Source organism: Rhizobium sp. BK602 (assembly GCF_014195095.1).
GTDB lineage: Bacteria > Pseudomonadota > Alphaproteobacteria > Rhizobiales > Rhizobiaceae > Rhizobium.
In genome coordinates this window covers 804029-829159 of sequence record NZ_JACIBC010000002.1, presented here as the reverse complement: position 1 = coordinate 829159, position 25131 = coordinate 804029, and the positions used below count along the sequence as shown (strand labels likewise).

General features: G+C 61.3%; 20 protein-coding genes. 13 read left to right on the top strand and 7 right to left on the bottom strand.

Annotated features, from left to right (window positions below; genetic code table 11):
* Window positions 1–94: 94 nt before the first annotated feature.
* The 5 genes from FHX11_RS09575 to FHX11_RS09555 all read left to right on the top strand — a co-directional run bounded on the left by FHX11_RS09575 (window position 95) and on the right by FHX11_RS09555 (window position 3030).
* On the top strand, window positions 95–553 hold the full coding sequence (locus FHX11_RS09575; protein ID WP_184357323.1) for an RDD family protein: 459 nt from the start codon (window positions 95–97) through the stop codon (window positions 551–553).
* Window positions 554–694: 141 nt separating this feature from the next.
* Window positions 695–1471 carry an arginyltransferase gene (locus FHX11_RS09570; RefSeq protein ID WP_184357322.1) on the top strand — a complete coding sequence of 259 codons (777 nt, stop codon included), beginning with the start codon at window positions 695–697 and terminating at the stop codon, window positions 1469–1471.
* Window positions 1472–2353 carry a DMT family transporter gene (locus FHX11_RS09565; protein WP_184357321.1) on the top strand — a complete coding sequence of 294 codons (882 nt, stop codon included), beginning with the start codon at window positions 1472–1474 and terminating at the stop codon, window positions 2351–2353.
* A gap of 66 nt (window positions 2354–2419) precedes the next feature.
* The gene (locus tag FHX11_RS09560; protein ID WP_184357320.1) at window positions 2420–2641 is read left to right on the top strand and encodes an AbrB/MazE/SpoVT family DNA-binding domain-containing protein; all 222 of its coding nucleotides are present in this window, start codon (window positions 2420–2422) and stop codon (window positions 2639–2641) included.
* Window positions 2641–3030 (top strand): type II toxin-antitoxin system death-on-curing family toxin, encoded by a 390-nt coding sequence (locus tag FHX11_RS09555; RefSeq protein ID WP_184357318.1) that lies wholly within the window; start codon window positions 2641–2643, stop codon window positions 3028–3030. Before FHX11_RS09560 ends, FHX11_RS09555 begins: the two co-directional genes overlap by 1 nt.
* A gap of 98 nt (window positions 3031–3128) precedes the next feature.
* Here FHX11_RS09555 and parC read toward each other — a convergent pair whose 3' ends face one another.
* Complete coding sequence (gene parC / locus FHX11_RS09550) at window positions 3129–5387, bottom strand: DNA topoisomerase IV subunit A (protein WP_184357316.1); 2259 nt, start codon at window positions 5385–5387, stop codon at window positions 3129–3131.
* A gap of 228 nt (window positions 5388–5615) precedes the next feature.
* On the opposite strand from parC, the gene FHX11_RS09545 reads away from it, so the two are divergent.
* Entirely contained in the window at window positions 5616–6803 is a 1188-nt protein-coding gene (locus tag FHX11_RS09545) for a hypothetical protein (protein WP_184357315.1), read from the top strand.
* A gap of 66 nt (window positions 6804–6869) precedes the next feature.
* Here the strand turns inward: FHX11_RS09545 and FHX11_RS09540 are convergent, their stop codons facing one another.
* On the bottom strand, window positions 6870–7526 hold the full coding sequence (locus tag FHX11_RS09540; protein WP_184357313.1) for a TetR/AcrR family transcriptional regulator: 657 nt from the start codon (window positions 7524–7526) through the stop codon (window positions 6870–6872).
* Window positions 7527–7592: 66 nt separating this feature from the next.
* Between FHX11_RS09540 and FHX11_RS09535 the strand changes: the two genes are divergently transcribed.
* A complete protein-coding gene (locus tag FHX11_RS09535; protein WP_184357311.1) occupies window positions 7593–8753 on the top strand; it encodes a serine hydrolase domain-containing protein in 1161 nt (386 codons plus the stop codon).
* 80 nt (window positions 8754–8833) lie between these two features.
* Here the strand turns inward: FHX11_RS09535 and aspS are convergent, their stop codons facing one another.
* Window positions 8834–10624, bottom strand: a complete 1791-nt coding sequence (gene aspS, locus FHX11_RS09530; protein WP_184357309.1) for an aspartate--tRNA ligase — start codon at window positions 10622–10624, stop codon at window positions 8834–8836.
* A 1328-nt stretch (window positions 10625–11952) separates the two neighbouring features.
* Here aspS and FHX11_RS09525 point away from each other — a divergent pair.
* The 4 genes from FHX11_RS09525 (at window position 11953) to FHX11_RS09510 (ending at window position 17467) form a co-directional block, all read left to right on the top strand.
* Window positions 11953–13344: a multicopper oxidase family protein gene (locus tag FHX11_RS09525; protein WP_184357307.1), complete on the top strand. Its 1392-nt coding sequence runs from the start codon at window positions 11953–11955 to the stop codon at window positions 13342–13344.
* Window positions 13345–13580: 236 nt separating this feature from the next.
* A complete protein-coding gene (gene rnd / locus FHX11_RS09520) occupies window positions 13581–14726 on the top strand; it encodes a ribonuclease D (protein WP_184357305.1) in 1146 nt (381 codons plus the stop codon).
* A gap of 188 nt (window positions 14727–14914) precedes the next feature.
* Window positions 14915–15967: an adenylate/guanylate cyclase domain-containing protein gene (locus FHX11_RS09515; RefSeq protein ID WP_184357303.1), complete on the top strand. Its 1053-nt coding sequence runs from the start codon at window positions 14915–14917 to the stop codon at window positions 15965–15967.
* 141 nt (window positions 15968–16108) lie between these two features.
* Window positions 16109–17467: an esterase-like activity of phytase family protein gene (locus tag FHX11_RS09510; RefSeq protein ID WP_184357301.1), complete on the top strand. Its 1359-nt coding sequence runs from the start codon at window positions 16109–16111 to the stop codon at window positions 17465–17467.
* Between the two features lie 35 nt (window positions 17468–17502).
* On the opposite strand, the gene ppx is transcribed toward FHX11_RS09510, so the two are convergent.
* The 4 genes from ppx to FHX11_RS09490 all read right to left on the bottom strand — a co-directional run bounded on the left by ppx (window position 17503) and on the right by FHX11_RS09490 (window position 23160).
* Entirely contained in the window at window positions 17503–19023 is a 1521-nt protein-coding gene (ppx, locus tag FHX11_RS09505) for an exopolyphosphatase (RefSeq protein WP_184357299.1), read from the bottom strand.
* Between the two features lie 11 nt (window positions 19024–19034).
* Window positions 19035–21236, bottom strand: a complete 2202-nt coding sequence (locus tag FHX11_RS09500; protein ID WP_184357298.1) for an RNA degradosome polyphosphate kinase — start codon at window positions 21234–21236, stop codon at window positions 19035–19037.
* Between the two features lie 77 nt (window positions 21237–21313).
* Window positions 21314–22027, bottom strand: coding sequence for a DnaA regulatory inactivator HdaA (gene hdaA, locus FHX11_RS09495; protein ID WP_184357297.1), 714 nt, complete (start codon window positions 22025–22027; stop codon window positions 21314–21316).
* 2 nt (window positions 22028–22029) lie between these two features.
* Window positions 22030–23160, bottom strand: coding sequence for an AI-2E family transporter (locus FHX11_RS09490; RefSeq protein WP_184357296.1), 1131 nt, complete (start codon window positions 23158–23160; stop codon window positions 22030–22032).
* A 223-nt stretch (window positions 23161–23383) separates the two neighbouring features.
* On the opposite strand from FHX11_RS09490, the gene purM reads away from it, so the two are divergent.
* Both purM and purN read left to right on the top strand, forming a co-directional pair.
* On the top strand, window positions 23384–24457 hold the full coding sequence (gene purM / locus FHX11_RS09485) for a phosphoribosylformylglycinamidine cyclo-ligase (protein WP_184357295.1): 1074 nt from the start codon (window positions 23384–23386) through the stop codon (window positions 24455–24457).
* Window positions 24454–25125: a phosphoribosylglycinamide formyltransferase gene (gene purN, locus FHX11_RS09480; RefSeq protein WP_184357294.1), complete on the top strand. Its 672-nt coding sequence runs from the start codon at window positions 24454–24456 to the stop codon at window positions 25123–25125. Before purM ends, purN begins: the two co-directional genes overlap by 4 nt.
* The last annotated feature ends 6 nt before the right edge of the window (window positions 25126–25131 follow it).

Genomic DNA, 25131 nt, shown 5'->3' with positions numbered 1-25131 from the left:
GCTTATTGTATTTGCCGGACCCCACACCATATGTTCGACGCATGTTTCCCTATTATGTCGCGTGTCCCGACGGATGCGCGAAGGAGAAAGAACGATGAGCCTGAATCCCAGCCCGCCTTATGCAGCACCGGACGACTGGCGCGCCTATAGCGGTGTGCTGAGCCGGCGCATCTTCGCGTTCGTCATCGATTATGTCATCGTTGCCCTGCTGTGCATTCCGGCGGCCATTGTGCTGTTCTTCCTGTCGATCCTGACGCTGGGGCTCGGTTTCTTCCTCTACCCTGCCCTCTTCATCATCGTGGCCGGCCTTTATTTCGGCTGGACGCTCGGCGGGCGCTATCAGGCCTCGCTCGGCATGCGCGCCATGGGCATCGCCATGGTGCGGGTCGATGGCCGGCCGATGGATTTCCTGACGGCCATCGTGCATCTGGCGCTGTTCTGGATTCTGAACTCCGTGCTGACGCCGCTGATCCTGCTGGCGGGCCTGTTCATCGAGCGCAGCCGGCTCATTCACGACCTCCTGCTCGGCACGGTCATCGTGCGGACGGCCTGAATTCGGGGCTGTATCAACAAGCATCCCATGCAGCCACTCAGGAAACTGTGACATCATGCGAAGGACATGGTTGACGTTTTGCAAACTTGAGCCAATGCTTGTGTAATATCGAATGCCGAAGGAAAGGTCAGTCAGCGGCAGATGAATACGCAGTCGACGCCATCCCCGCAGTTTTATCTGACGGCTCCGGCTGCCTGTCCGTACCTGCCGCGCGAGATGGAGCGCAAGGTCTTCACCCATCTCGTCGGTCCACGCGCGGCCGAGATGAACGATATCCTGACCCAGGGCGGCTTTCGCCGCTCGCAGAACATCGCTTACCGGCCCGCCTGCGAAGCCTGCCGCGCCTGCATCTCCGTGCGCATCCTCGCGCAGGACTTCGAGCCCAGCCGCTCCATGAAGCGCGTGCTGTCGACCAATAGCGATATCATCGCCACCGAATTCCCGGCCCAGCCTTCGAGCGAGCAATATTCGCTTTTTCGCCGCTATCTCGACTATCGCCATCAGCAGGGGGGCATGTCCGACATGACCGTCCTCGATTACGCGATCATGGTCGAGGATACGCATGTCAACACCCGCATCATCGAATACCGCCGGCGCGAGGAAGGGTCGGGACTGGAGCAGCGGCCGAAAGGCGAGTTGCTGGCGGCGGCGCTGACAGACGTGATGAGCGACGGGCTGTCGATGGTCTATTCCTACTTCAATCCCGACCTTCAGGACCGCTCGCTCGGCACCTTCATGATCCTCGATCATATCAAGCGGACAAAGGCGCTCGGCCTGCCGCACGTCTATCTCGGCTATTGGGTCAAGGGCTCACGCAAGATGGACTACAAGACGCGGTTCCAGCCGCAGGAGCATCTGACGCCGCGCGGCTGGGAACGCTTCGATCCCGCGCGGGCCGGCGACGATTCCGCCCGCTGAATGACCTCCCACGGCGCCGATCACAGGAAAGGCCTGCTGCTGAGCGCGATCGGCGGTCTCGCGCTGTCGGTGGATATTCCGCTGATACGGCTTTCGAGCGGTGACCCCTGGTCGGTGCTGTCGGCGCGCAGCCTTGCGACCGTCGTCGTGTCGCTTCTCGCCCTTGTCGTCATCCGCCGCCTCACCGGCTCCCTGCGCAGCGTCCTGCCGGGCTGGGCCGGTCTTCCCGTCGCCCTGCTCTACGGCCTGACAACCATCGCCTTTGTGCTTGCCGTCTATTACACGACGGCGGCGAATGTCGTGTTCATCATCGCGCTCAATCCGATGTTCGCCGCGCTCCTTTCCTGGATCTTCCTCAAGGAGCGCCCGGCACTTTCCACCATCATCACCATGATCGTGATGGTCTTCGGCGTCGGCCTGATCGTGCGGGACGGCATGGAGAGCGGCCATATGCTCGGCGATGCGCTATCGCTCCTCGCCTCCTTCGCGATCGCCTGCGCGATCACCATCGGCCGCGCCTCGCGCCGCGACATGGGTTTCGCCTCGCTGCTCTCCGCCGCCATTCCGGCCGCGGTCGGCCTCTATCACGTCATTCCCTCAGGCTTCGGCATCGATCATCCCGGCTGGATATTGCTCGATGGCGGCTTCCTCATGCCACTGGCCTTCTGGTGCCTCGCCACCGGCACCCGCTTCCTGTCGGCGCCGGAAGTGGCGATGTTCTACCTGCTGGAAACGATCCTCGCACCGATCTGGGTCTGGCTGATCTTTGCCGAGGCGCCGAGCAACACGACGCTCGCCGGCGGACTGGTGCTGATCCTGGCGCTGGCAGCGTACTCGCTGTGGCAGGCGCGGGTCAAGGCAAGGGCGGTGGCGGCGGGGTAGCGAACTGCATATTGCTGCGGCCAATTCGAGATGTTATAACTGCGTTATTACATCAGGAGCAAAACCATGAACGTCGTCATCCGCAAGATCGGCAATTCCGAAGGCGTGATTATTCCGCGGGAAATTCTTGATCGCATGGGTCTCGAAGCCGGCGACACGCTGGAACTCAGCATGCAAGACGGTGAGTTGCGCCTGCAACCCACTGATGCCGATTTTGCGCGTCAGATGGAACATGCACAGCGTTTCATGGATAAATACAAAGTAGCGCTCAAAAAGCTGGCAGAATAATGCCTGTTATTTTCCTGACGCGAACGCTCGTCGAGCAGCTGCATAAGATACAAATCAAGCGATTTGGGGGCTCATACGGCTTAAGGGACGAAGGCGCTCTCGAATCCGCCTTGGCGCGCCCTGTCAACAAAGCTCAATATGGCAGCGTGGATGTTGTCGAACTCGCAGCAGCCTACCTGTTTGGCTTGGCCAAAAACCATGCATTCGTGGATGGCAACAAGCGTATAGCCATCGTCGCCGCTGGTATTTTTCTCATGGATAACGGCTACGAGATCCAGACAACGGACGCCAATCTCTATAGCTTCGTCCTAGCCATTGCCGCCGGCGAAATCGATGAGGAAGGAGCTACGCGCTTCTTGAGAGATGTTTGCATCCCTTACACCGGCTGATGGTGCCCATCCGCTGTACCCGGTCCTCGCCTAGCTTCACTGCATCCGTCGCCTGAAACGCCCCACCGGGGCGTTTCATCAACTATTCCAACCGCTCCTCACCCGGAAAACCTGCCCGTCCTCGGGAAGCCTTTCGGCACGGTGCGGCCGGCGCCGGCGCGGTCGCCCAGCCATTCGACCAGCTCATCCTTGGTCTTGGTGAAGGTGCGGCCGGCGCTGTCTTCCCAGGTGAGCCCATCGGCGATGGCGAAGCACTTGATGTCGGAGATGCCGCCGTCCTTGTAGCGCTGCAGGCGAACGCCCTTGCCGCGCGACATTTCCGGGACTTGCGCCAGCGGGAAGACCAGCATCTTGCGGTTCTCGCCGACGATGGCGACGTGATCGCCCGAGACCGGCACGAGCAGCTTGGTCTCGTCCGGGGTCGTGAGATTCATGATCTGCTTGCCCTTGCGCGTATTGGCGACCAGTTCCGCTTCCGGCACGACGAAGCCATTGCCGGCGGTCGATGCGATCAGTTGCTTGCGCTGCGGATCGTGGACGAAGGCGGTCAGCACATCCTGGTCGTTCTCCATGTCGACCATGATGCGCAACGGCTCGCCATGGCCGCGGCCGCCGGGCAGCTTGTCGCCGCCGAGCGTATAGGCCTTGCCGCCGGTCGTGATGATCAGGATCTTGTCCGTCGTCTGGGCCGTAAAGGCGACCTTCAGCGCATCGCCTTCCTTGAAGGCGAGCGTCGAGGTATCGGAGATGTGCCCCTTCAGCGCGCGAATCCAGCCCTTCTCGGACACGACGACGGTGATCGGTTCCTTCTCGATCATCGCCTGCTGGATCGCCGCATCGTCGGCTTCGGGCGCTTCGGCGAACTGCGTGCGGCGGCGGCCGAGTTCGGTCGCCTTGGCGAATTTCTTCTTCACTTCGCCAATTTCCCAGGCGACCGTCTGCCACTGCTTGTCTTCGGAGGCGAGCAGCGCTTCGATATCGGCCTTTTCCTGGGTCAAGCCGTCGAATTCCTTGCGGATTTCGAACTCTTCCAGCTTGCGCAAGGAGCGCAGCCGCATGTTGAGGATCGCTTCGACCTGATTGTCGGTCAGCCCGAACCGCTCCATCATCACAGGCTTCGGCTCATCCTCCTCGCGGATGATGCGGATGACCTCGTCGATGTTGAGATAGGCTATCAGGAAGCCGCCGAGGATTTCCAGGCGCTTTTCGATGGCGGCAAGGCGGAAGCGCGAACGGCGCAGCAGAACTTCGCGGCGGTGGTCCAGCCACTCCCTCAGCACGTCGTTCAGCGCCATGACCTTCGGGATGCGGCCCATGGACAGGACGTTCATGTTCAGCGGGAAGCGGCTTTCCAGCTCCGTCAGCTTGAACATGGATTCCATCAGAATCATCGGATCGACGGTGCGGCTCTTGGGCGTCAGGACGACGCGGATGTCCTCGGCGGATTCATCGCGGACATCCTCGAGCAGCGGCAACTTGCGCGCCAGCAGCAGCTCGGCGATCTTCTCGATCAGTCGCGACTTCTGCACCTGGAACGGAATCTCGGTAATGACGATCTGATAGCCGCCGCGGCCGAGATCCTCCGTCTCCCACTTGGCTCGTACTCGGAAGCCGCCACGGCCGGTTCGGTAGCTCTCGACGATGCTCTGGCGATCGTCGATGATGATGCCGCCGGTCGGGAAATCCGGGCCGGGAATATACAGTTCCACCAGTTTCTCGACGGTCGCATCCGGATGCTTGATCAGATGCAGCGCCGCGTCGCAAAGCTCATGGGCATTGTGCGGCGGAATGGAGGTCGCCATGCCGACGGCGATGCCGGAGGAGCCGTTGGCGAGCAGGTTCGGGAAGGCGCCGGGCAGAACGACGGGCTCGGAATTCGACTCGTCGTAGGTATCGCGGAAATCCACCGCATCCTGGTCGATGCCTTCGAGCAGCAGCTCGGAGACCGCCGTCATCTTGGATTCGGTATAGCGCATCGCGGCCGGGCTATCGCCGTCGATATTGCCGAAATTGCCCTGGCCGTTGACCAGCGTATAACGCTGCGAGAAATCCTGGGCGAGGCGCGCCAGCGCGTCGTAGATCGACTGGTCGCCATGCGGGTGATAGTTACCCATCACCTCGCCGACGATCTTGGCGCATTTGCGGAAGGCGGCGTTCGGGCGCAGGCCCATCTCGCTCATGGCGTAGACGATGCGGCGATGAACAGGCTTCAGGCCGTCGCGAACATCCGGCAGCGCGCGATGCATGATCGTCGACAAGGCATAGGCCAGATAGCGCTCTTCGAGCGCGGCCTTCAGGTCCACCGGATGGATGCTGTCGTCATCGCCGCCGCCAGGCGGTAAAAGATTTTGTCCCATGGCTCTTGACTAGCGGAGAAGCCGATTCCCGGCAAGAAATCAGTGGAACGCACTTGTGGATGACGCCTCAGTTCAAGCACAATCCAGCGTAAGAGTGTGGACCTCTCTTACACACGCATCTGCAACCGCATTGTCATTGGAATTTCAGGCAAAGGTGAATATAACTCGCCGCGGTACACGCAGAATCTGTGCTCCCGCCTAACACCAGTTTAACGAGGAAACCCCATCATGACTTTCTATCGGACAACGCGGCTGATGCTGTCCAGCGCCGCAATCCTGTCCTTTGCCAGCTCCGCCTTCGCGCTCGATGGCAACGATCTCCTCGCCAAGATCAACAACATCTATTCCGCCCAGGGCGTTTCCATCGCCGCCGAAAAGGTCGAGGTCAGCGGCTCCACGGTGACGTTCAAGGGCACGAGCTTCAAGCCGGAAGGCAAGGCCGAGGGCATCAAGCTCGGCGACATCGCGCTGACGGGCGTCGCCGAGGCGAACGGCGGCTATACGATCGACGAGGTCGACTTCCCGGAGGTTTCCGCAAGCAAGGACGGCGCTACCATCAGCGCCACCGGCCTGAAACTGAACGGTGTTGAAGTCCCGGCCGATCCGGACAAGAGCGAACTCGGCCCGATGCTCTACTACAAAAGCGCGCATTCCGGCCCCGTCTCCGTCGTCAAGGACGGCACGCAGGTCTTCGGTATCGCGAATGCCGACATGACCATGACGAAGCGCGCCGACAATTCCGGCTACGACTTCGATGCGCAGGTCAATGACGTCAAGGCCGATCTCAGCAAGGTTGACGATCCGAAGAGCAAGGAAGCCATCAGCCAGCTGGATCTTCAGCAGTTGAACGGCAAGATCGCCATGAAGGGAAGCTGGGAGCTCGGCCCCGGCAAGATCGACATCACCGAATACTCCCTGGATTTCAAGGATATCGGCAAGCTCAATTTCGCCCTCAGCTTCTCCGGCTATACGCCTGCCTTCGTCAAGTCGCTGCAATCGACCCTCAAGACCGTTCGCAGCAACCCGAACCAGCAGGATGCGCAACAGGCAGCCGGCATCGCCATGCTCGGCCTTCTGCAGCAGCTGACCTTCAACAGCGCCCAGATCCGCTTCGACGATGCTTCGATCACCTCGCGCGCGCTTGAATTCGCCGGCAAGCAGCAGGGCGTTTCCGGCAAGCAGCTCGCCGACACGCTGAAGGCGATGACGCCGATCATGCTGGCGCAGCTCAATATTCCGGAACTGCAGAATGCCGTTTCGGCTGCCGTCAGCTCCTATCTCGACAATCCGAAGAGCCTGACCATCAACGCGTCGCCGGACAAGCCGGTGCCGCTGCCGATGATCATCGGCGCCGCCATGGGCGCTCCGAATTCTATCCCGCAGGTCATCGGCCTCAAGGTCTCGTCCAACGACTGATCGGCCTTCGATCCCGACAACAAAGAACCCGGCGATCACGGTCGCCGGGTTTTTCTTTGCTCTGCTTCAGTCATCGCGCGGCAGCTGGTACGTCCTGAGTTCGCTGAGTGCATGAGACGACAGGGCAAGCAGCTCATCCGTCGTCGCACCGTCGCGCGCCTGGACGGACATGCCCTGGACGATGGCACCCAGGAAACGCGCAAGCGAGCGCGCGTCGGTCTCCGGCCGCATGTCGCCCTCAGCGACGCCGCGCTCGATACGGGCGGCAAAGATATCCAGCGTCTGCAGGCGCATGGATGCGACATGATGGGCGACCGGTTCGTTTTCCTCGGCACAATTCAGGACAGCCGTCGATATCATGCAGCCTTTCGGATGTTCCGGTGCCGTGAATATCCTGGCGGAATTCGTCAGAAAACGCTCGAAGGCAGCCACGGTGTCCAACTTGTCCTGAAACGGATTGCCGGGTTCCGGCCGCGGCATGCGCCGATATTGCTCCAGCGTCTCGCGATAAAGCTCGGCTTTCGAGCCGAAGGCCGCATAGAGGCTTTGCGGCGTTATCCCCATGGCAGCGGTCAGATCGGCGATAGAGGAGCCGTCATAGCCATGCTTCCAGAACGTGTCGCGTGCGGCGGCCAGAACCGTCTCGCGATCGAAGGCCGGAGGGCGTCCGCGTCTTTTCGGAATGGAATTTTTCATGTCTTTGCTATTTTTCACAATGATCACTCTAGAAATATAGGAGCATTTGCGTTATTCAGGAATGGTCATTGTGATTATAGAAGGTTCCATCCCATGAGTCTTCCCCTCGAAAATATTCCCCCGGCCTCCCTTGCGAATGGCGTCGATGCGGCGATCGATGCCGCCCTGGCGGACAAGCGGCTGGTGGGATCGGTAGTCCTGATCGCCCAGGACGGCGAAGTCGCCTATCGCCGCGCCGCCGGGTTGGCGGATCGCGAGAACAATGTGGCGATGCGCGAAGATGCCATCTTCCGCCTTGCCTCCGTCACCAAGCCGATCGTCACCATTGCCGCGATGCGGCTCGTCGAACAGGGCCGCATCGGGCTGGACGATCCGATCACCAAGTGGCTGCCGGATTTCCGGCCCCGCTTGCCGGATGGCGGCGAGGCGGTGATCCGCATCCGGCATCTCCTCACACATACGTCCGGACTAGGTTATTCATTCGCGGAGGCGGAAGGCGGCCCCTATCACCGGGCCGGCGTATCCGACGGCCTTGGCGAGCCGGGCCGGTCTCTCGCGGATAATCTCGAGCGTATCGCCAGCGCGCCGCTGCTCTTTCCGCCCGGCGAGGGCTGGCAATATTCGCTGGCGATGGATGTGCTCGGCGGGATCATCGAAAAGGAAACTGGCGGCAACCTCGGCAGCGCCGTCGAGGCACTGGTGACGAAGCCGCTGGGGCTTGCCGATACCGCCTTTTCCGTCCGCGACCGCAGCCGTCTGGCGGCCGCCTATGTGAATGCATCGCCCGAGCCGCGGCGGATGGGACAAGAGGCGGTTGCGCCTATTTTCGATGGCGTGATTCATTTCACGCCGGACAGGATATTCGATCCCGCCTCCTATCACTCCGGCGGCGCGGGCATGGCCGGAACGGCAAGCGACATCCTCGCCATTCTGGAAACCATCCGCAAGGGCGGCGCGCCGCTGCTGTCGGCCGATACCGTGAAGACCATGATGGCCGATCAGGCGGGCGGCCATATGCAGCCGCTGCAAGCCGGCTTCGGCTTCGGCTACGGCTGGTCCGTCGTCACCGATCCCGTTGAAGCGCAGGCCCCGTTCTCCAAAGGCACGATCAAATGGGGCGGCGTCTATGGCCACAGCTGGTTCGTCGACCCTGAGAAGAAGCTGACGGTCGTGGCGCTCACCAACACGACGCTCGAAGGCATGTGGGGACAGTTCACCATCGATCTCGCCAAGGCGGTCTATGCCGCCCTCTGAGGCTCTTCCACAACCAATAAAATAAAAAACCCGGCGATTTCGGTCGCCGGGTTTTTGCATTTCTGAAAGCCTGAAGAACCTCAGTCCTTCTTGACCGGCGGGATCGGGCGGATCGCCAGTTCGCGCAGCTGCGTCGGCGTTGCGGCCGAGGGAGCGCCCATCAGCAGATCCTGTGCCTGCTGGTTCATCGGGAACAGCGAGATCTCGCGCAGGTTCTTGGCGCCGACCAGCAGCATGACGATACGGTCGATACCGAAGGCAGCGCCGCCGTGCGGAGGTGCGCCGTACTGGAAGGCGCGGTAGAGGCCGCCGAAGCGCTCCTCGACGTCGGCCTGGCTGAGGCCGACCTTTTCGAAGGCGGCGACCATGGTTTCCGGCGACTGGTTACGGATCGAGCCCGACGCGATTTCGAAGCCGTTGCAGACGGCGTCGTACTGGAACGCCTTGATCGTCAACGGGTCCTGGTTCTGCAGCGCTTCGAGGCCGCCCTGCGGCATCGAGAACGGGTTGTGGGCGAAATCGACCTTCTTTTCTTCCTCGCTCCATTCGAAGAACGGGAAGTCGACGATCCAGCACAGCTCGAAGCGGTCGCGATCGACCAGGTTCAGCTCCTCGCCGGCCCTGGTGCGGGCTTCACCGGCGAACTTGTAGAACTTGGCGGGATCGCCGGCCACGAAGAAGCAGGCGTCGCCGTCATCGAGGCCGAGCTGGGTGCGGATCGTATCCGTGCGCTCCTCGCCGATGTTCTTGGCGAGGGGACCAGCGCCTTCGAGCTTTTCGCCTTCCTTGCGCCAAAAGATGTAGCCGAGGCCCGGCTGGCCCTGGCTCTGCGCCCAGGCGTTCATGCGATCGCAGAATGCGCGCGAGCCGCCGGTCTTGGCCGGAATCGCCCAGACTTCGACCTTCGGGTTGGAGGCGATCATGTTGGCGAAGACCTTGAAGCCGGAACCGGCGAAATGCTCGGTCACCGCTTCCATGACGATCGGGTTGCGCAGGTCCGGCTTGTCCGAGCCATACTTGCGGATCGCGACGTCATAGGGGATGCGCGGCCATTCCTTGGTGACCGGCTTGCCTTCGGCGAATTCTTCGAACACCTGGGTCATCAGCGGACCCATCGTGTTCCAGACGTCTTCCTGCGTCACGAAGCTCATTTCGAGGTCGAGCTGGTAGAATTCGCCCGGCAGGCGGTCGGCGCGCGGGTCTTCATCGCGGAAGCACGGCGCGATCTGGAAATAGCGGTCGAAGCCGGCGACCATCAGCAGCTGCTTGTACTGCTGCGGCGCCTGCGGCAGCGCGTAGAAGGTGCCGGGATGAATGCGGCTCGGCACCAGGAAGTCGCGCGCGCCTTCCGGCGACGAGGCCGTCAGGATCGGGGTCGTGTATTCGGTGAAACCGACTTCGCCCATGTGGCGGCGCATCGAGGAAATGACCTGCGTGCGCTTGACGATGTTCTTATGCAGCGTTTCGCGGCGCAGATCGAGGAAGCGGTACTTCAGGCGCACGTCTTCCGGATAGTCCGGCTCGCCGAAGACCGGCAGCGGAAGCTCCTTGGCGGCGGAGAGCACTTCGATCTCCTGCGCGTAAAGCTCGATCTCACCGGTCGGCATGTTCTTGTTGATCGTGTCTTCAGTGCGGGCCTTCACAAGGCCATCGATGCGGATGACCCATTCGCCGCGCACGGTTTCGGCCAGCTTGAAGGCAGGCGAATCCGGATCGGCGACGACCTGAGTGATGCCATAGTGATCGCGCAGGTCGATGAACAGCACGCCACCATGATCTCGGACGCGATGAACCCAGCCGGAGATGCGGACGGTCGAACCGACGTCGGACTTGCGCAGGGCGGCGCATGTGTGGCTGCGATAGCGATGCATAGTATATATCCTGGACTTGGCGGCCGGCGGCGAATGCGGACAAAAGCCCCTCGCCTGCCGACGAGAAAATCGGGCGGAAAAGCGCATGGTGCGCCTGATTTGTCAAGGCTCGAAGCACCGGTCTATCTCGCCCCTGGCGGGCGAGAAAGCAAAAACTTAGGCTTAGATGAGGGCTCGTCCCTCGTCTAAGTCTTAGTTTTTGCAAGAGAGGGGGTAGGCAGGGACGCACTCGACCTCTGAACTGTACAAGTAAGGATCGGACCCCCGCTCTTGCAATTTCAATGGCTTAGAAATTACACTAGGCCTTTGTGAACGGCGCGACACCTGCATCTCGCTAGCTGGACCAATGAAACTACTGCTTCCGTTCGCCGAGCAAGAGAAAGAGGTCTTGGGAACCCCTCACCTAACGAGATCATTCCCCATTATTGCTCAACTCGACCGGGCTCGCCTTACAAATACCATCGAGTTTCACCGTCACTTTGCGATTCCATACCCTGACGTATGGAGCGGTCCTTTTTGGATAGACATTTTGCGACAGTGAGCGCCACAAGCATAGTCACATTCGCTAAAAAGTTCCGTCCGTGCTGATACCGACCGTCCATCCATCAGCTGGGGATTTCCATGGCCTTTCTTTATTACTGCTCAGTTCGACCGTGCTAGCCTGATTGGCTCCCGGAGTGTGAAACTCGAACCAATTCTCAGCGCCGTGTCCAACGGGAGACTTGCAGTAAACATGATAATCTACGTGCGTGATAACGGACGTGCCCTGCCTATAGACTGCGTGTAGATTGATCCACATTGGCCTCAAAGGGCGCCCGTTACTGACCTTGATTGTGACCCGATCGTCTTGATGTACATAAACATCAACGAACTGATTTTTATCATCCTGATGAAAGTAGTGCGGCCCACTTGTATCTTTTTTTACATCAGCGGAATGAGTAACGTTCGAGGCAGCTACCAAGACAACGATAGTCGATAGACAAATTCCGATGGCTTTCGACATCTGTTCCTCCAAAGATTGTCATCCAATACACCGACTATATCATTCCAAGAGTGCATTTAAGAGTGCTGATTTTGAAATGCTCACCACTCCTGGGACCATTACCTTTCCGTAGGCGCAATACCGCCAACATCGACAACTAACGATGCTTCGAGGCACGCATAATCCAAGATGCGACATCAATTTTAGATTGTATTTTTAATTCCAACCTCCTCAATTCCCCACCACAGGTAGCCGCTGCGGCAGTTTGGCCACTTCAAAGCTATTGCTGAACATCGATGTCAACTTTAAACAAGCATCGATAAATTCTCGCTCCCGGAGCATGGCCATGCCGATCCTCACCCGCCGCAATTTGCTCAAAGCTTCCGCCGTGGCTGGTGCCTATGGCGTCGGGCTTGGCATCGCCGGCAAGTTCGGCGGCAAGGCGCTGGCGGCGGAGCCGCAGGTGCTGAAGACCGTGAAGACCCAGGCCGGCCTGGCGGATGGCGGCGTGACCAGGGACGTGCTGACCTATGGCGATGCCGGTAAGCCGCCGGTCGTGCGCATGAAAAAAGGCGAACCCTTCGCCGCGCGGCTGATCAACGGCATCGACGAGCCGACGACGATCCACTGGCATGGCATCCGCCTGCCGAACAGGATGGACGGCGTGCCGTTCCTGACCCAGCCTTATGTCTATACCGGCGATCACTTCGACTATGCCTTCACGCCTCCGGACGCAGGCACCTTCTGGTATCATCCGCATTGCAACACGCTGATCCAGATGGGTCATGGCATGACCGGCGTCATCGTCGTGGAAAATCCGAAGGACCCAGCCTTCGATTCGGAAGTGGTGCTCAATCTCCGCGACTGGCGCCTCGGCGGCGACGGGCAGTTCATCGCCCAGTTCCGCCCGCGCGATTCCGCCAAGTCCGGCACCTACGGGACGGTGCGCACCGCCAACTGGCAGCAGCAGCCGCAATATGACGCCCCCACCGGCGGCCTGGTGCGCCTGCGCCTTGCCATCACCGACGTCACCCGCATCTATTCCTTCCGTATGGATGGAGCCGAGGCGACCGTCATCGCCATCGACGGCAATCCGGTGCCGCAGCGCTTTCCCCTCGACCTGCTGCAACTCGGCCCCGGCCAGCGGCTGGAACTGGCCGTCCGCATGCCGGACGCGGAAGGCGCGATCGTCAAGCTGGAGGATATCCGGGGCACCGCTCCGAAGGTCCTGGCAACCCTGCGTTCGGTCGGCGGCTCGCTGAAGCGCGATGTTCGCGACCTCGCGCCCCTGGAGAGCAATCCCGTCGCAAAGCCGGATATCGGGTCAGCCGAGCACATCCCGCTCATCCTCAGCGCCACGGCGGAAGATACATCCGCCGACAGCATCTGCGGCTCGCTCGGCTTTAGTTTCTGGGCGATCAACAAGGTGCCGTGGCCGGGCGACACGCCCGACCCCACCGCGCCGCTGGCCGAACTGAAGCTGGGCAAGAGCTATGTCCTCGACATGGAAAACGTGACGCCGCACGCCCATCCGATCCATCTGCACGGGATGAGCTTCACCGTGCTCTCCTCTTCGACAAGACAGGTGCCGCCCTTCGTCTCCGACACCTATCTGATCCAGCCGGATGAAAAGGTGCAGCTCGGCTTCGTGGCCGACAATCCCGGTGACTGGCTGCTGCATTGCCATATCATCGAGCATCAGAAGACCGGTATGACCAGCTACATGCGCGTGGTCTAAAGCGTACCACGATCTTTCAGAGCCGCATCTCGCACTTTAGGTCTTCGATCTTGAGCAGGTCGTGGTCGCAAAACCGCTGCGCAGTTTTGCGCGGCATGCTCTGGCGCGTTGCCCATCTTCAACGAATTTTCCGAAAAGCGGAATGCGGTGAGATACTTCGTCTCTCCACGTATTGACATATCCGGCTGAAAGGAGAAGGAAGATTAGTAAACTACTTTACCGATGAATGTGTTGATATGATCGAAACTACCGCCCAGTTGGAGGCGGCCTGCCAAGAGCTGGCCAAGTCAGAATTCATTACCATCGACACCGAATTCCTGCGCGAGACGACCTTCTGGCCGGAGCTTTGCCTGATCCAGATGGCGAGCCCGACGATTGAGGTCATCGTCGACCCGCTGGCCAAGGGCCTGGACCTGAAGCCCTTCTTCGAGCTGATGGCCAACACCGCCGTCATGAAGGTGTTCCACGCCGCCCGTCAGGATATCGAAATCATCTTCAATCGCGGCAATCTGATCCCGCATCCGATCTTCGACACGCAGGTGGCCGCCATGGTCTGCGGCTTCGGCGACTCGGTCTCCTACGACCAGCTCGTCAGCCGCATCAAGAACGTCCAGATCGACAAGTCCTCGCGCTTCACCGACTGGAGCCGCCGGCCGCTGTCGGAAAAGCAGCTCGACTATGCGATTGCCGACGTCACCCATCTGCGCGACGTCTATCTGTCGCTGAAGGAACAGCTCGAGCGCGAGGGCCGCGCCTCCTGGCTTCTGGAGGAAATGGCGATCCTCGAAGCCCGCGAAACCTACGACCTGCATCCTGACGACGCCTGGCTGCGGCTGAAGATGCGGCTGCGCAAGCCGCAGGAGCTGGCCGTGCTGAAATATGTCGCCGCCTGGCGCGAACGCGAGGCGCGCGCCCGCAACGTACCGCGCGCCCGCGTGCTGAAGGACGACGCGATCTACGAAATCGCCCAGCAGCAGCCGAAGGACACCGAAGCGCTCGCCCGGCTGCGCACCATCCCCAAGGGCTGGGAGCGTTCCGCCTCGGGCGCTTCCGTATTGGAAGCGATCAATCAGGCGCTAGCATTGCCCAAGGCCGACATGCCGCACGCACCGCGCCATCAGCAAGCCCCTGAAGGCACGGCCGCCGCGGCCGAACTGCTGAAGGTTCTGCTGAAGCTGACCGCCGAAAAGCACGGCGTTGCCCCGAAGGTGATCGCCAACAGCGAGGATCTGGACAAGATCGCCGCCGAGGGCGAAAAGGCCGATGTCGCCGCCCTCACCGGCTGGCGGCGCGATCTCTTCGGCGAGACGGCGTTGCAGCTCATCCAGGGCCAGGTCGCCCTGCGCTTTGTCGGCAAGCGGGTGGAAACCGTCGCCCTGTAACCACCCCGTCGTTGCCCGCCAGGCGACGATCACGCGGGGTTGAACCACAAGATGTGCGAGCGCACCACGATTGCGCCGCAAATCTCTTGGAATGAACGCCTAACATAATCATATGTTTGATGGCGCATAATCTTTGCCGAAACGCGGTAGTTTTGGCACTATGCACTGTCTCTTGGCGGATCGACCGGATGGGAATGTTCCCTACTACGCGCAACTGGATCTTGACGGCGCTCTTCGTTGCCGGGAGCGGCGTTGCCTATGGCCGGCTGTTCTTCCCCGAAGCGCCGATGTATATCGGTGCGGTCTTCGCGCTGTTCACCGGTATGCCGCTGCTGGCCTTCGAGCGCCGCATGATCCTGCCGCGCCTGAACCAGTGGATGCATCGCCTGCCCACGCCGGCCTTCATCGCCTCAGCGCTGATCGTGGACTTTGCCCTGATTGCCACCGGTTTTGCCATCGCGGGCAGCCTGATGAAATCCCTGGGGGTGATCACCGGCTCCTGGGCCGACGTCACGTTGCTGCAGCTCGACGTCTATCTCTACGCCGTGGCGGTGACCGCCGTCGTCATTTTCGTGGCACGCGTCCGGGAACTGCTCGGCCGCGATGTCTTCCTCAGCCTGTTGACCGGCCGCTATCGCAACCCGGTGCAGGAGGAGCGCGTATTTCTCTTCATCGATCTCGTTGGCTCCACGGCCTTTGCCGAGGAGCATGGAGACCTCAAGACGCAGCAATTCCTGGGCGCGGTCTTCGGCGCCATTGCCGAACCGATACGGCGGCACAAGGGCGCGATCGACGATTATATCGGCGATGCGGCAATCGTGACCTGGCCGCTGGACCGCGGCGCGAAGAATGCCAATTGCGTGCGGTGCGTTTTCGATATCCTTGCCGATATCGAGGCAAATGCGGAGAGATGGCTGAAATCCTATGGCAGGGTGCCACGTCTCAGGGCCGCCCTGCACGGCGGCGGCATCGTCACCGCCGAAATCGGTGTCGACCGCCACAAGATCGCTTATTTCGGCGATACGGTGAACACCACCGCAAGGCTGGAAGCGCTGTGCAAGACGCTCGACCGCCAGGTGCTGATCTCGACCGACCTGGCGCGTCGGCTGCAGCTTCCGGACGGGATCGTTCCCGAGGATCTCGGCGACCACGCGGTGCGTGGCCGTGATCACACACTCGGCGTCATCGCGCTGCACAAGCAGAAAAAGCCGGCATTGAAGGCGATGACCGGCGGCCTCTAGGCATTGTTCGCCGGGCGGCAGCGCTTTGCAGCCTATGAGTTGTGCATCGTCACCAAAGCTTCACCGGAGCGTTAATTCGCCGACACAACTCGCCTGTTAAGCGAGGATTGTCCCGTCAATCCAAGCCAACAAGGTGATGCGATGACCCGAATCCTTTTCGCTTCCACGGCACTTTTCGTTCTGATAGCCGCCTCGGCCCAGGCCGACGAACAGCAATTTCCGGCAAAGCTTGCCGCACAGGCCATCCTGCCGGCCAACACCATGGTCGCGGCGCCCGCAGACGCGCCAGCGTTCCTCAAGACATCCGGCAAGTTCACGACACCCGACCGCAAGCGCACCGAGGCGCTCGGCACCGTTCCGGGCAAGGACGGCGCGCGCGTCACCGACCTGAAGCTGCCCCTCGACGGCCAGCCGATCCAGGGATTTTCCGGCATCAAGGCCATGCCCGACGGCAGCTTCTGGACGCTGTCGGACAATGGCTTCGGCTCCAAGCAGAATTCCAGCGACGCCATGCTGTTCCTCCACCAGCTCAAATTCGACTGGGACAATGGCAAGGTCGACGTCGTCAAGAACCTGTTCCTCTCCGATCCGAACAAGAAGGCCCCCTTCCCCATCGTCCTCGAAGGCAGCGACCGGCGCTATCTGACGGGTGCGGATTTCGACATCGAATCCATCCAGCCCGTCGCCGACGGCTTCTGGATCGGCGACGAGTTCGGTCCCTATCTGCTGAAGTTCGATACGTCCGGCCAGCTGACCGACGTCATCCCGACGGCGCTCGACGGCAAGCCGGTCCTGTCCCCCGACAATCCCCTGCTGCAGCTTCCCGGCAATCCCGCGCAGAAGATGCCCGCCTTCAACCTGAAGCGCTCCGGCGGCTTCGAAGGCCTTGCCCTGTCCAAGGATGGCGCGAAGCTCTACGGCCTGCTGGAAGGTGCGATCTACAAGGATGACGGCCAGATGGAAAGCATCGACGGCCACACCGTCATCCGCCTCATCGAATTCGACGTCGCCTCGAAGAGCTGGACCGGCCGCAGCTGGCTCTATCCCTTTGCCGACAAGGGTGTCTCGATCGGCGATTTCAACATGCTGGACGACAAGACCGCGCTGGTGATCGAGCGCGACAACGGCGCCGGCACGAAGGACAAGGCCTGCGCCGACCCCAAGCAGCCGAGGCCGGATTGCTTCGAGGCCCCGGCCGAACTGAAGCGCGTCTACAAGATCGAGTTCAGCGACGCCAATGCCGGCAAGGCCGTGCGCAAGATCGGCTATATCGACCTGCTGCGCATCGAAGACCCGGATCATAAGCGCCGTCAGGGCGGCGGTGACGGCTTCTACGACATGCCCTTCGTCACCATCGAGAATGTCGACCGCGTCGACGCCACGCATATCATCATCGGCAACGACAACAACCTGCCCTTCTCGGCCGGCCGCGCTGTCGACAAGGCCGACGACAACGAATTCAGCATTCTCGACGTCGGTGATTTCCTGAACGCGAAGTAAGAACGGGCCTTCTCCTCTCGGGGAGAAGACCTTTCCTATTCGAACCGAAATGCCAGGCGGCGGTTCGTCAGCTTGGCGAGCTGCTGCAAACGTCCGTCCAGCCGCTCGCCGGCAAAGTCGTGATATTCGGACGGGACGACGAATTCGAGGTCCAGATCCGGGTTCGAGGAGCGACGGATCGACAGGTTGCGGACGATGCCGGGCATCGAGGCCGAGAAGAGATAGACGACGCGCAGAAGACCGCCGAGCAGCTTGGCGCGCTCGACGAATTGCGGCGTGGCGATCGTCGCCAGCGGCTCGGTGGCGCCGTCATCGTGCAGGCCTTCGAAGCGGTAGTAATTGGCGAGCGCGATGAACGCACGCCCGGCATGGCTGATGCCGACGAAGGACGTATGGGCGATGATGTTGAGCGCCTGCAGGCCGCGATAGTCAGGATGGGCACGCCAGCTGATATCGGCCAGCAGGCAGGCTGCCTGACGATAGCGGCTTTCCTCCTCGGTCTCGACGATGCCGAAGAAGGGCATCATGCGGCCGGTCCATTCGGCAAGCTCGCGGGCATGTTCCGGCGAGCGGGCGCGCAGGATCGCAAGCTCGCCAGCCGCGACCAGCAGCGGGTCGCTATGGCGCTCGGCTTCGGTCAGCAGCGAATAGAGATAGCCTTCGCGCACGCCCTGCGCGGAAAAGGAGATCATGGACGGCTTCATCGCCGTCAGCACCTCCCGCATCGCCACGGCGCCGAAAGGCAGCAGCGAACGGCGATGCTTGGAGATGGACAGGAATGCCGGGTCCTTCGAATCCTTCGCCTCGGCGATCTGATCGAGAAAGCGGATCATCTCGTCGAGCGGCACTTCGTAGCCCTGCATCATGTGCAGCGGATATTTGCGGATTTCCATATGCAGCTTGGCGATGTTACGCCAGGTGCCGCCGACGGCGTAGAAGGTGCGGCCCTCGCCCTTGCTGAGCAGCTTCGCCGTCTTCACATGCTTGCGGGCGAAACTGCGCGCCTTGGCAAGCGAGCCGTTGGCATATTCCGAGAGCCGCAGGCCGCCGAGCGGCAGGGTGATGCCCTTGCCGATCTCCCTGTCCTTGATGTCGATCAGTTCGAGCGAGCCGCCGCCGAGATCGCCGGCGATACCATCGGGATGAAAGAAGCCGCTGACGATGCCGAGCGCGGAAAAACGCGCCTCTTCCTCGCCCGACAGCACCCGTACCTTGCGCTGCAAGATCGTCTCGGCCTGATGGATGAATTCCGGGCCGTTGCTCGCCTCGCGGGCGGCAGCCGTCGCCAGCACATAGATGGTCGAGGCGCGCGCCTGATCGGACAACGCCTTGAAGCGATGCAGAGCGGCAAGCGCCCGCGCGACGTTTTCTTCATCCATCTTTCCGGTCAGCGCCAGGCCCTTGCCGAGGCCGCAAAGCACTTTCTCGTTGAAAAGGATGGTCGGCGAGCGCGAATGGCCTTCGTAGACGACAAGACGAACGGAGTTCGAGCCGATATCGACTACGGAGACAGGGGCAACACCGGGAAGGCGCCCCTGGGCTTCTGATTCAACCATGCAGGTCCAGTTTATTTCTTGCGGCCCGATAACAGCCCGGCGATCAGTTTCGGCGCACTGGATTTCAGAGCTTCACCACGGCCGGACAGGCTCGGATTGGTCATGAAATACTGCTGCGCGTTGAAAGGTTCTTCTCCCTTACGCACCTCCATGCGCCGTGAAGTACCGTCCGGCAATATCTCGTAGCTCTGCTGATTGTCAATGATGTTGCCCAGCATGATCTGCGAAAGAACCTGCTCATGCACGGTCTTGTTTGTCAGCGGCACGAGGGTTTCGACGCGGCGGTCGAGATTTCTAGGCATCATGTCGGCAGAGCCGATATAGACCAGCGCCTTGTCGGACGGCAGGCCATAGCCGTTGCCGAAGCAGAAGATGCGGCTGTGCTCGAGGAACCGGCCGACGATCGACTTGACCCGGATCTTCTCGGAGAGACCCGGCACCTGCGGACGCAGGCAGCAGATGCCGCGCACCACGAGTTCGATATCGACGCCGGCATTGCTGGCACGGTAGAGCGCGTCGATGATGTCGGGATCGACGAGCGAATTCATCTTCATCCAGATCGCCGCCGGGCGGCCGTTCTGGGCGTGCACGATCTCCTCCTCGATATGCTGGAGGATGCGCGGACGCAGCGTATAGGGCGAGACCGCGATCTTCATGTCGCCCTCCGGCTCGCCATAGCCGGTGATGAAGTTGAAGATGTTCGCCATGTCGTGGCCGATCTTCGGATCGCAGGTGAAGTAGGACAGGTCCGTGTAGATCTTGGCGGTAATCGGGTGATAGTTGCCGGTGCCGAGATGGCAGTAGGTACGCAGCTTGCCGTCCTCGCGGCGAACCACCATCGACATCTTCGCATGCGTCTTGAGCTCAATGAAGCCGAACACGACCTGCACGCCGGCGCGTTCCAAGTCGCGCGCCCAGCGGATATTGGCCTCTTCGTCGAAACGGGCCTTGAGCTCGACCAGAGCCGTGACCGATTTGCCCATGTCGGCGGCATCGATCAACGCACGGACGATCGGGCTGTCGTTGGAGGTGCGGTAAAGCGTCTGCTTTATCGCCAGAACGTCAGGATCGCGCGCAGCCTGGAGCAGGAACTGGACCACCACGTCGAAGGATTCGTAAGGGTGATGGACCACCATGTCCTTTTCGCGGATGGCGGCGAAGCAATCGCCGGCATGCTCGCGGACGCGCTCAGGAAATCGGGCATTGTACGGCTCGAAGCGCAGGTCATCGCGCGGTGCCTTGGCGATTTCCGACAGCGTGTTGAGTGCCAGCAGGCCGGGCAGAACCGCGATGCGGTTTTCCGGCACATTCAGCGATTCCACCACGAACTGGCGCAGTTCGAGCGGCATTTCCGAGTCCGTCTCGATGCGGATCACCGAACCGCGGCGGCGGCGTTTCAGCGCCGTCTCGAAGAAGCGTACCAGATCTTCGGCCTCTTCCTCGACTTCGATATCGCTGTCGCGGATGATGCGGAACGTACCCGAGCCTTGCACCTCATAACCGGGATAGAGCCGGTGGATGAAGATGTTCACCACGTCTTCCAGCGTGATGTAGCGGATGACGTTGCTGGCGTCCGGCAGGCGGACGAAGCGGTCGAGTGCCGGCGGCAGGCGCAGCAGCGCGGTCATCGGCTCGCGGCCGCTCATGCTGTTCAATTGCAGCGCGATCGAGAAGCCGAGATTCGGGATGAACGGGAACGGATGCGCCGGATCGATGGAGAGCGGCGTCAGGACCGGGAAGATCGCCTGCTCGAATTCGTTGGCAAGCCATTGCCGGTCGGCGTCGGAAAGAGCGGCCGGGCGGACGATCAGAATATCTTCCTTGGCGAGATATTGCTGCAGCACGGCCAGCGAAGCCTGCTGTTCCATCTGCAGATTGTCGATTTCGCGCAGGATATCGTCGAGCTGCTCGGCAGGGGTCTTGCCGTCCGGCGTGCGGATGAGAATCTTCTGGCGGACCTGGCCCTCGAGGCCGGCGACGCGCACCATGAAGAATTCGTCGAGGTTGGCGGCGGAAATGGAGAGGAAGCGGATACGTTCCAGCAGCGGATGCGCCGTGTTCAGCGTTTCCTCAAGAACGCGGCGATTGAACTGGAGCCAGGAGAATTCACGATTGATGAAGCGCTCGGGGCTGGTCAGCAGCTCGTTGATCGGCGGCGTGGCCTCCGCGGCTTGCTGGTTGGCGTCCTGATGTTCCGTTACTGCCGAGTCCATGTTCCACCTACCCTCATCTCTAGCTCTGTGCCACGTATAGCAGTTTGACGACGGAACTGTGACAGTGCGGCGATCGCTCAATCTGCCTGACCGGAATTACCCAATTCATTCAACACTTCAGCGGCCAATATGCGCGTGATCCTGGTGCCGCGCGCAAGCGCCAGCCGGTCCAGCCGGTCGACGATCAACTGCGCGGCGTTCAGAGACCGCTCCATGCGATTGACGATATAGAGGACAAGTTTGTCATCGATATAAAGCTGACGGTCGGCGAAGAGCTTTACGATGACCTGCGACAGCAATTCTTCGTCCGGCTCGCCGATCTCGACGACGGTCGCCGCCTTCAACCGCGAGCGCAGGTCCGGCAGGCTCACCGGCCAGGACATCGGCCAGAGACGGCTGGTCATCAAAAGCCCCGTACCGTTTTCCCGGACGCTGTTGATGACGTGGAAGAGCTCCGTGTCGTCGAAGCCCTGCCGATCCACGTCCTCGAAAATGACCGGACCGCTTGCCGCAATGACCGCCGCATCGGAGCCGGCCTTCGGATGGATGAAGGCGGCGTCGCTCCGCTCTCGCCAGATATTGGCGAGATGCGACTTTCCCGAGCCCACCGGGCCGGCGAGAATGACGACGGGAGACGGCCAGTTCGGCCAGGAATCGACAATCTTCACCGCCGCGCTCAAGGGATCGGCCACCAGGAGGTCGTCGCGGCCGCTCGCCGCGTCATGGGTAAAGGCCAGGGGCAGCTGTTCGGCGGACTTGCGCCTCAAATCAGCATTCTTCGCGTCGGTCATGTCTAGTTTTTCTCAGGATTTCCGGCCTTGGCGCGGCGCGCCCTGCCGGCCTCCGAGTGTCCATAATAGAGGTCGCTTTGAAGGTATCGCGAAAGGGCGAACCGGACAAGCACGCCACATGCCGCCGCCGCCGGAACGGCGATCAGCAGGCCCACGAAGCCGAAAAGCGCACCGAAGGCGAACAGCGCGAACATCAGCCAGACCGGATGCAGGCCGACGCTTTCGCCGACCAGCTTCGGCTGCAATATGTTGCCCTCCAGGAACTGGCCGGTGAAGAAGACCACCAGCGTCAGACCGACCCAGAGATAGTCCGGCCAGAACTGCACCAGCGCGACGCTCACCGCCAGCACCAGCCCGACCAGCGAACCGACATAGGGGATGAAGCTGATCAGACCGGCGAAGAGGCCGATCAACAGGCCGAAATTCAGACCGACCAGCGTGAGGCCGACACCATAATAGACGCCAAGAATGATGCAGAGCGAACCCTGGCCGCGGATGAAGCCGGCAATGGCCTGGTCGATCTCGCGCGCGATCTGGCGGACGCTGGCAACATGATCACGCGGCACCCAGCCATCGACCTTGGCGATCATGCGATCCCAGTCGAGCAATATATAGAAGGCGACGACGGGCGTGATGACCATCAGCGACAGGATGTTGACCACCGCCTTGCCGGAGCTCCAGATCTGCGCGAACAGGCCGCCGACGAAGCTCAGGCCATCCGACATGATATTGGAGAAATTGTCCTTGATGACGCCGATCTGATTGCGGATCCAGTCCGGCAGCACCATGGTCTGGGTCTTGGCGATCAACTGCTGGAGCTGCTGCACATAGCCCGGTATATGCTGGACGAAATCATTGAACTGATTGATGATGATCGGGATGAAGATCGTCAGCGCCAGGGCAAAGACCAGCACGAAGGCGACCAGGATGAAGATCGTCGCCATCAGGCGGCTGAGGCCGATCCTTTCCAGCCGGTCGGCCACGGGATCGAGAAAATAGGCGATCGACATGCCGGCGATGAAAGGCAGCAGGATCGAGCTGAAGAGATAGAGGAAGAGGATGAAGGCGGCGAGCACGAACACCCAGAAGGTGACCTGACGCTTGAGGCTCGCCCCGCTGACCTGTTGCTTCATCGACTTCCCCGCTGCTCGTCGCCTGTCTGCCGCTTGCTTAGGACATAGGATGATGCCGCAATTATGGTCAAGCCTGCGGCCGGATTTCCGTCTTTCTGTGCTGTGAAGCGGGGAAAATCGAGGGTTTGCCAGTGCTAGCGCCTTGCATAAAGGCCCATGTCATGCAATGGCGACCCCATCAAGGCCCTGCCGAGACGGAAGGGCGGCCATCGGAGGCGGAAGCATGAGCCAGTCTGGAAAAAACGGTCTGACCTATAGCGACGCGGGCGTCGATATCGATGCCGGCAACCTGCTGGTCGAAAAGATCAAGCCTGCCGTGCGCTCGACGCGCCGTCCCGGCGCCGACGGTGAAATCGGCGGCTTCGGCGGTCTCTTCGACCTGAAGGCCGCGGGCTTCACCGATCCGGTTCTGGTCGCCGCCAATGACGGCGTCGGCACCAAGCTGAAGATCGCCATCGACGCGGATTATCACGATACGGTCGGCATCGATCTCGTCGCCATGTGCGTCAACGATCTCGTCGTCCAGGGCGCCGAGCCGCTGTTCTTCCTCGACTATTTTGCTACCGGCAAGCTCGATCCCGACCAGGGTGCGGCGATCGTCGGCGGCATCGCGGCCGGCTGCCGCGAGGCGGGCTGCGCGCTGATCGGCGGCGAGACGGCGGAAATGCCGGGCATGTATTCCGATGGCGATTACGATCTCGCCGGCTTTGCCGTGGGTGCCGCCGAGCGCGGCCAGCTTCTGCCCTCGGGCGATATCGCCGAGGGCGACGTCATTCTCGGCCTCGCCTCCTCCGGTGTTCATTCCAACGGCTTTTCGCTGGTGCGCAAGATCGTCGATCTCTCCGGCCTCGGCTGGGATGCGCCCGCTCCTTTCGCCGAAGGCAAGGCGCTCGGTGAAGCGCTGCTGACGCCGACGCGCATCTATGTGAAGCCGCTTCTGAAGGCGATCCGCGAAACCCAGGCCATCAAGGCACTCGCCCACATCACCGGCGGCGGCTTCCCGGAAAACATTCCGCGCGTGCTGCCGAAGCATCTCGCCGCCGAGATCGATCTTGCCGCCGTCAAGGTACCGCCGGTCTTCTCATGGCTCGCCAAAACGGGCGGCGTCGAGGCCAATGAGATGTTGCGCACCTTCAATTGCGGCATCGGCATGATCGCCGTCGTCGCGGCCGAAAACGTCGATACCGTCAAGGCAGCGCTTGAGGCCGAAGGCGAAACGATCGTCACGCTCGGCCGGATGATCGCGCGCTCCGAAGGCGCTGCCGGCACCGTCTACAAGGGCACGCTGGCAATATGAGTTCGGCCCGCAAACGCGTCGTCGTCTTCATCTCGGGCAGCGGCTCCAACATGATGGCGCTCGTCAAGGCGGCTGCGGCTTCAGACTATCCGGCTGAAATCGTCGGCGTGCTTTCCGACAAGGCGGATGCCGGCGGGCTTGCGAAAGCCGCCGCCGAGGGCATCCCCACCTTCGCCTTCGTGCGCAAGGACTATGCCGGCAAGGATGCCCACGAAGAGGCGATCCTGGCGCAGCTCGAAGCGCTCTCGCCCGACATCATCTGCCTCGCCGGCTATATGCGCCTGCTTTCGGGCCGCTTCATCCAGCGCTACGAAGGGCGGATCATCAATATCCATCCCTCGCTGCTGCCGCTCTTCCCCGGACTGCACACGCATCAGCGCGCCATCGACGCCGGCCAGCGGATCGCCGGCTGCACGGTGCATTTCGTCACCGAAGGCATGGACGAAGGCCCGGTGATCGGCCAAGCGGCCGTGCCGGTGCTGACGGACGACACCGCCGATACCCTGGCCTCCCGCGTGCTCACGATCGAGCATCAGCTCTATCCACAGTCACTGCGGCTTTTGGCGGAAGGCAAGGTGCGGATGGAAGGCGGCAAGGCCGTGAGCCTCGGCAAAACACCTGCGGTCCAGGGACGGCAGATTTTATCACTGCTTGGTGACGTGAATTAAATACGT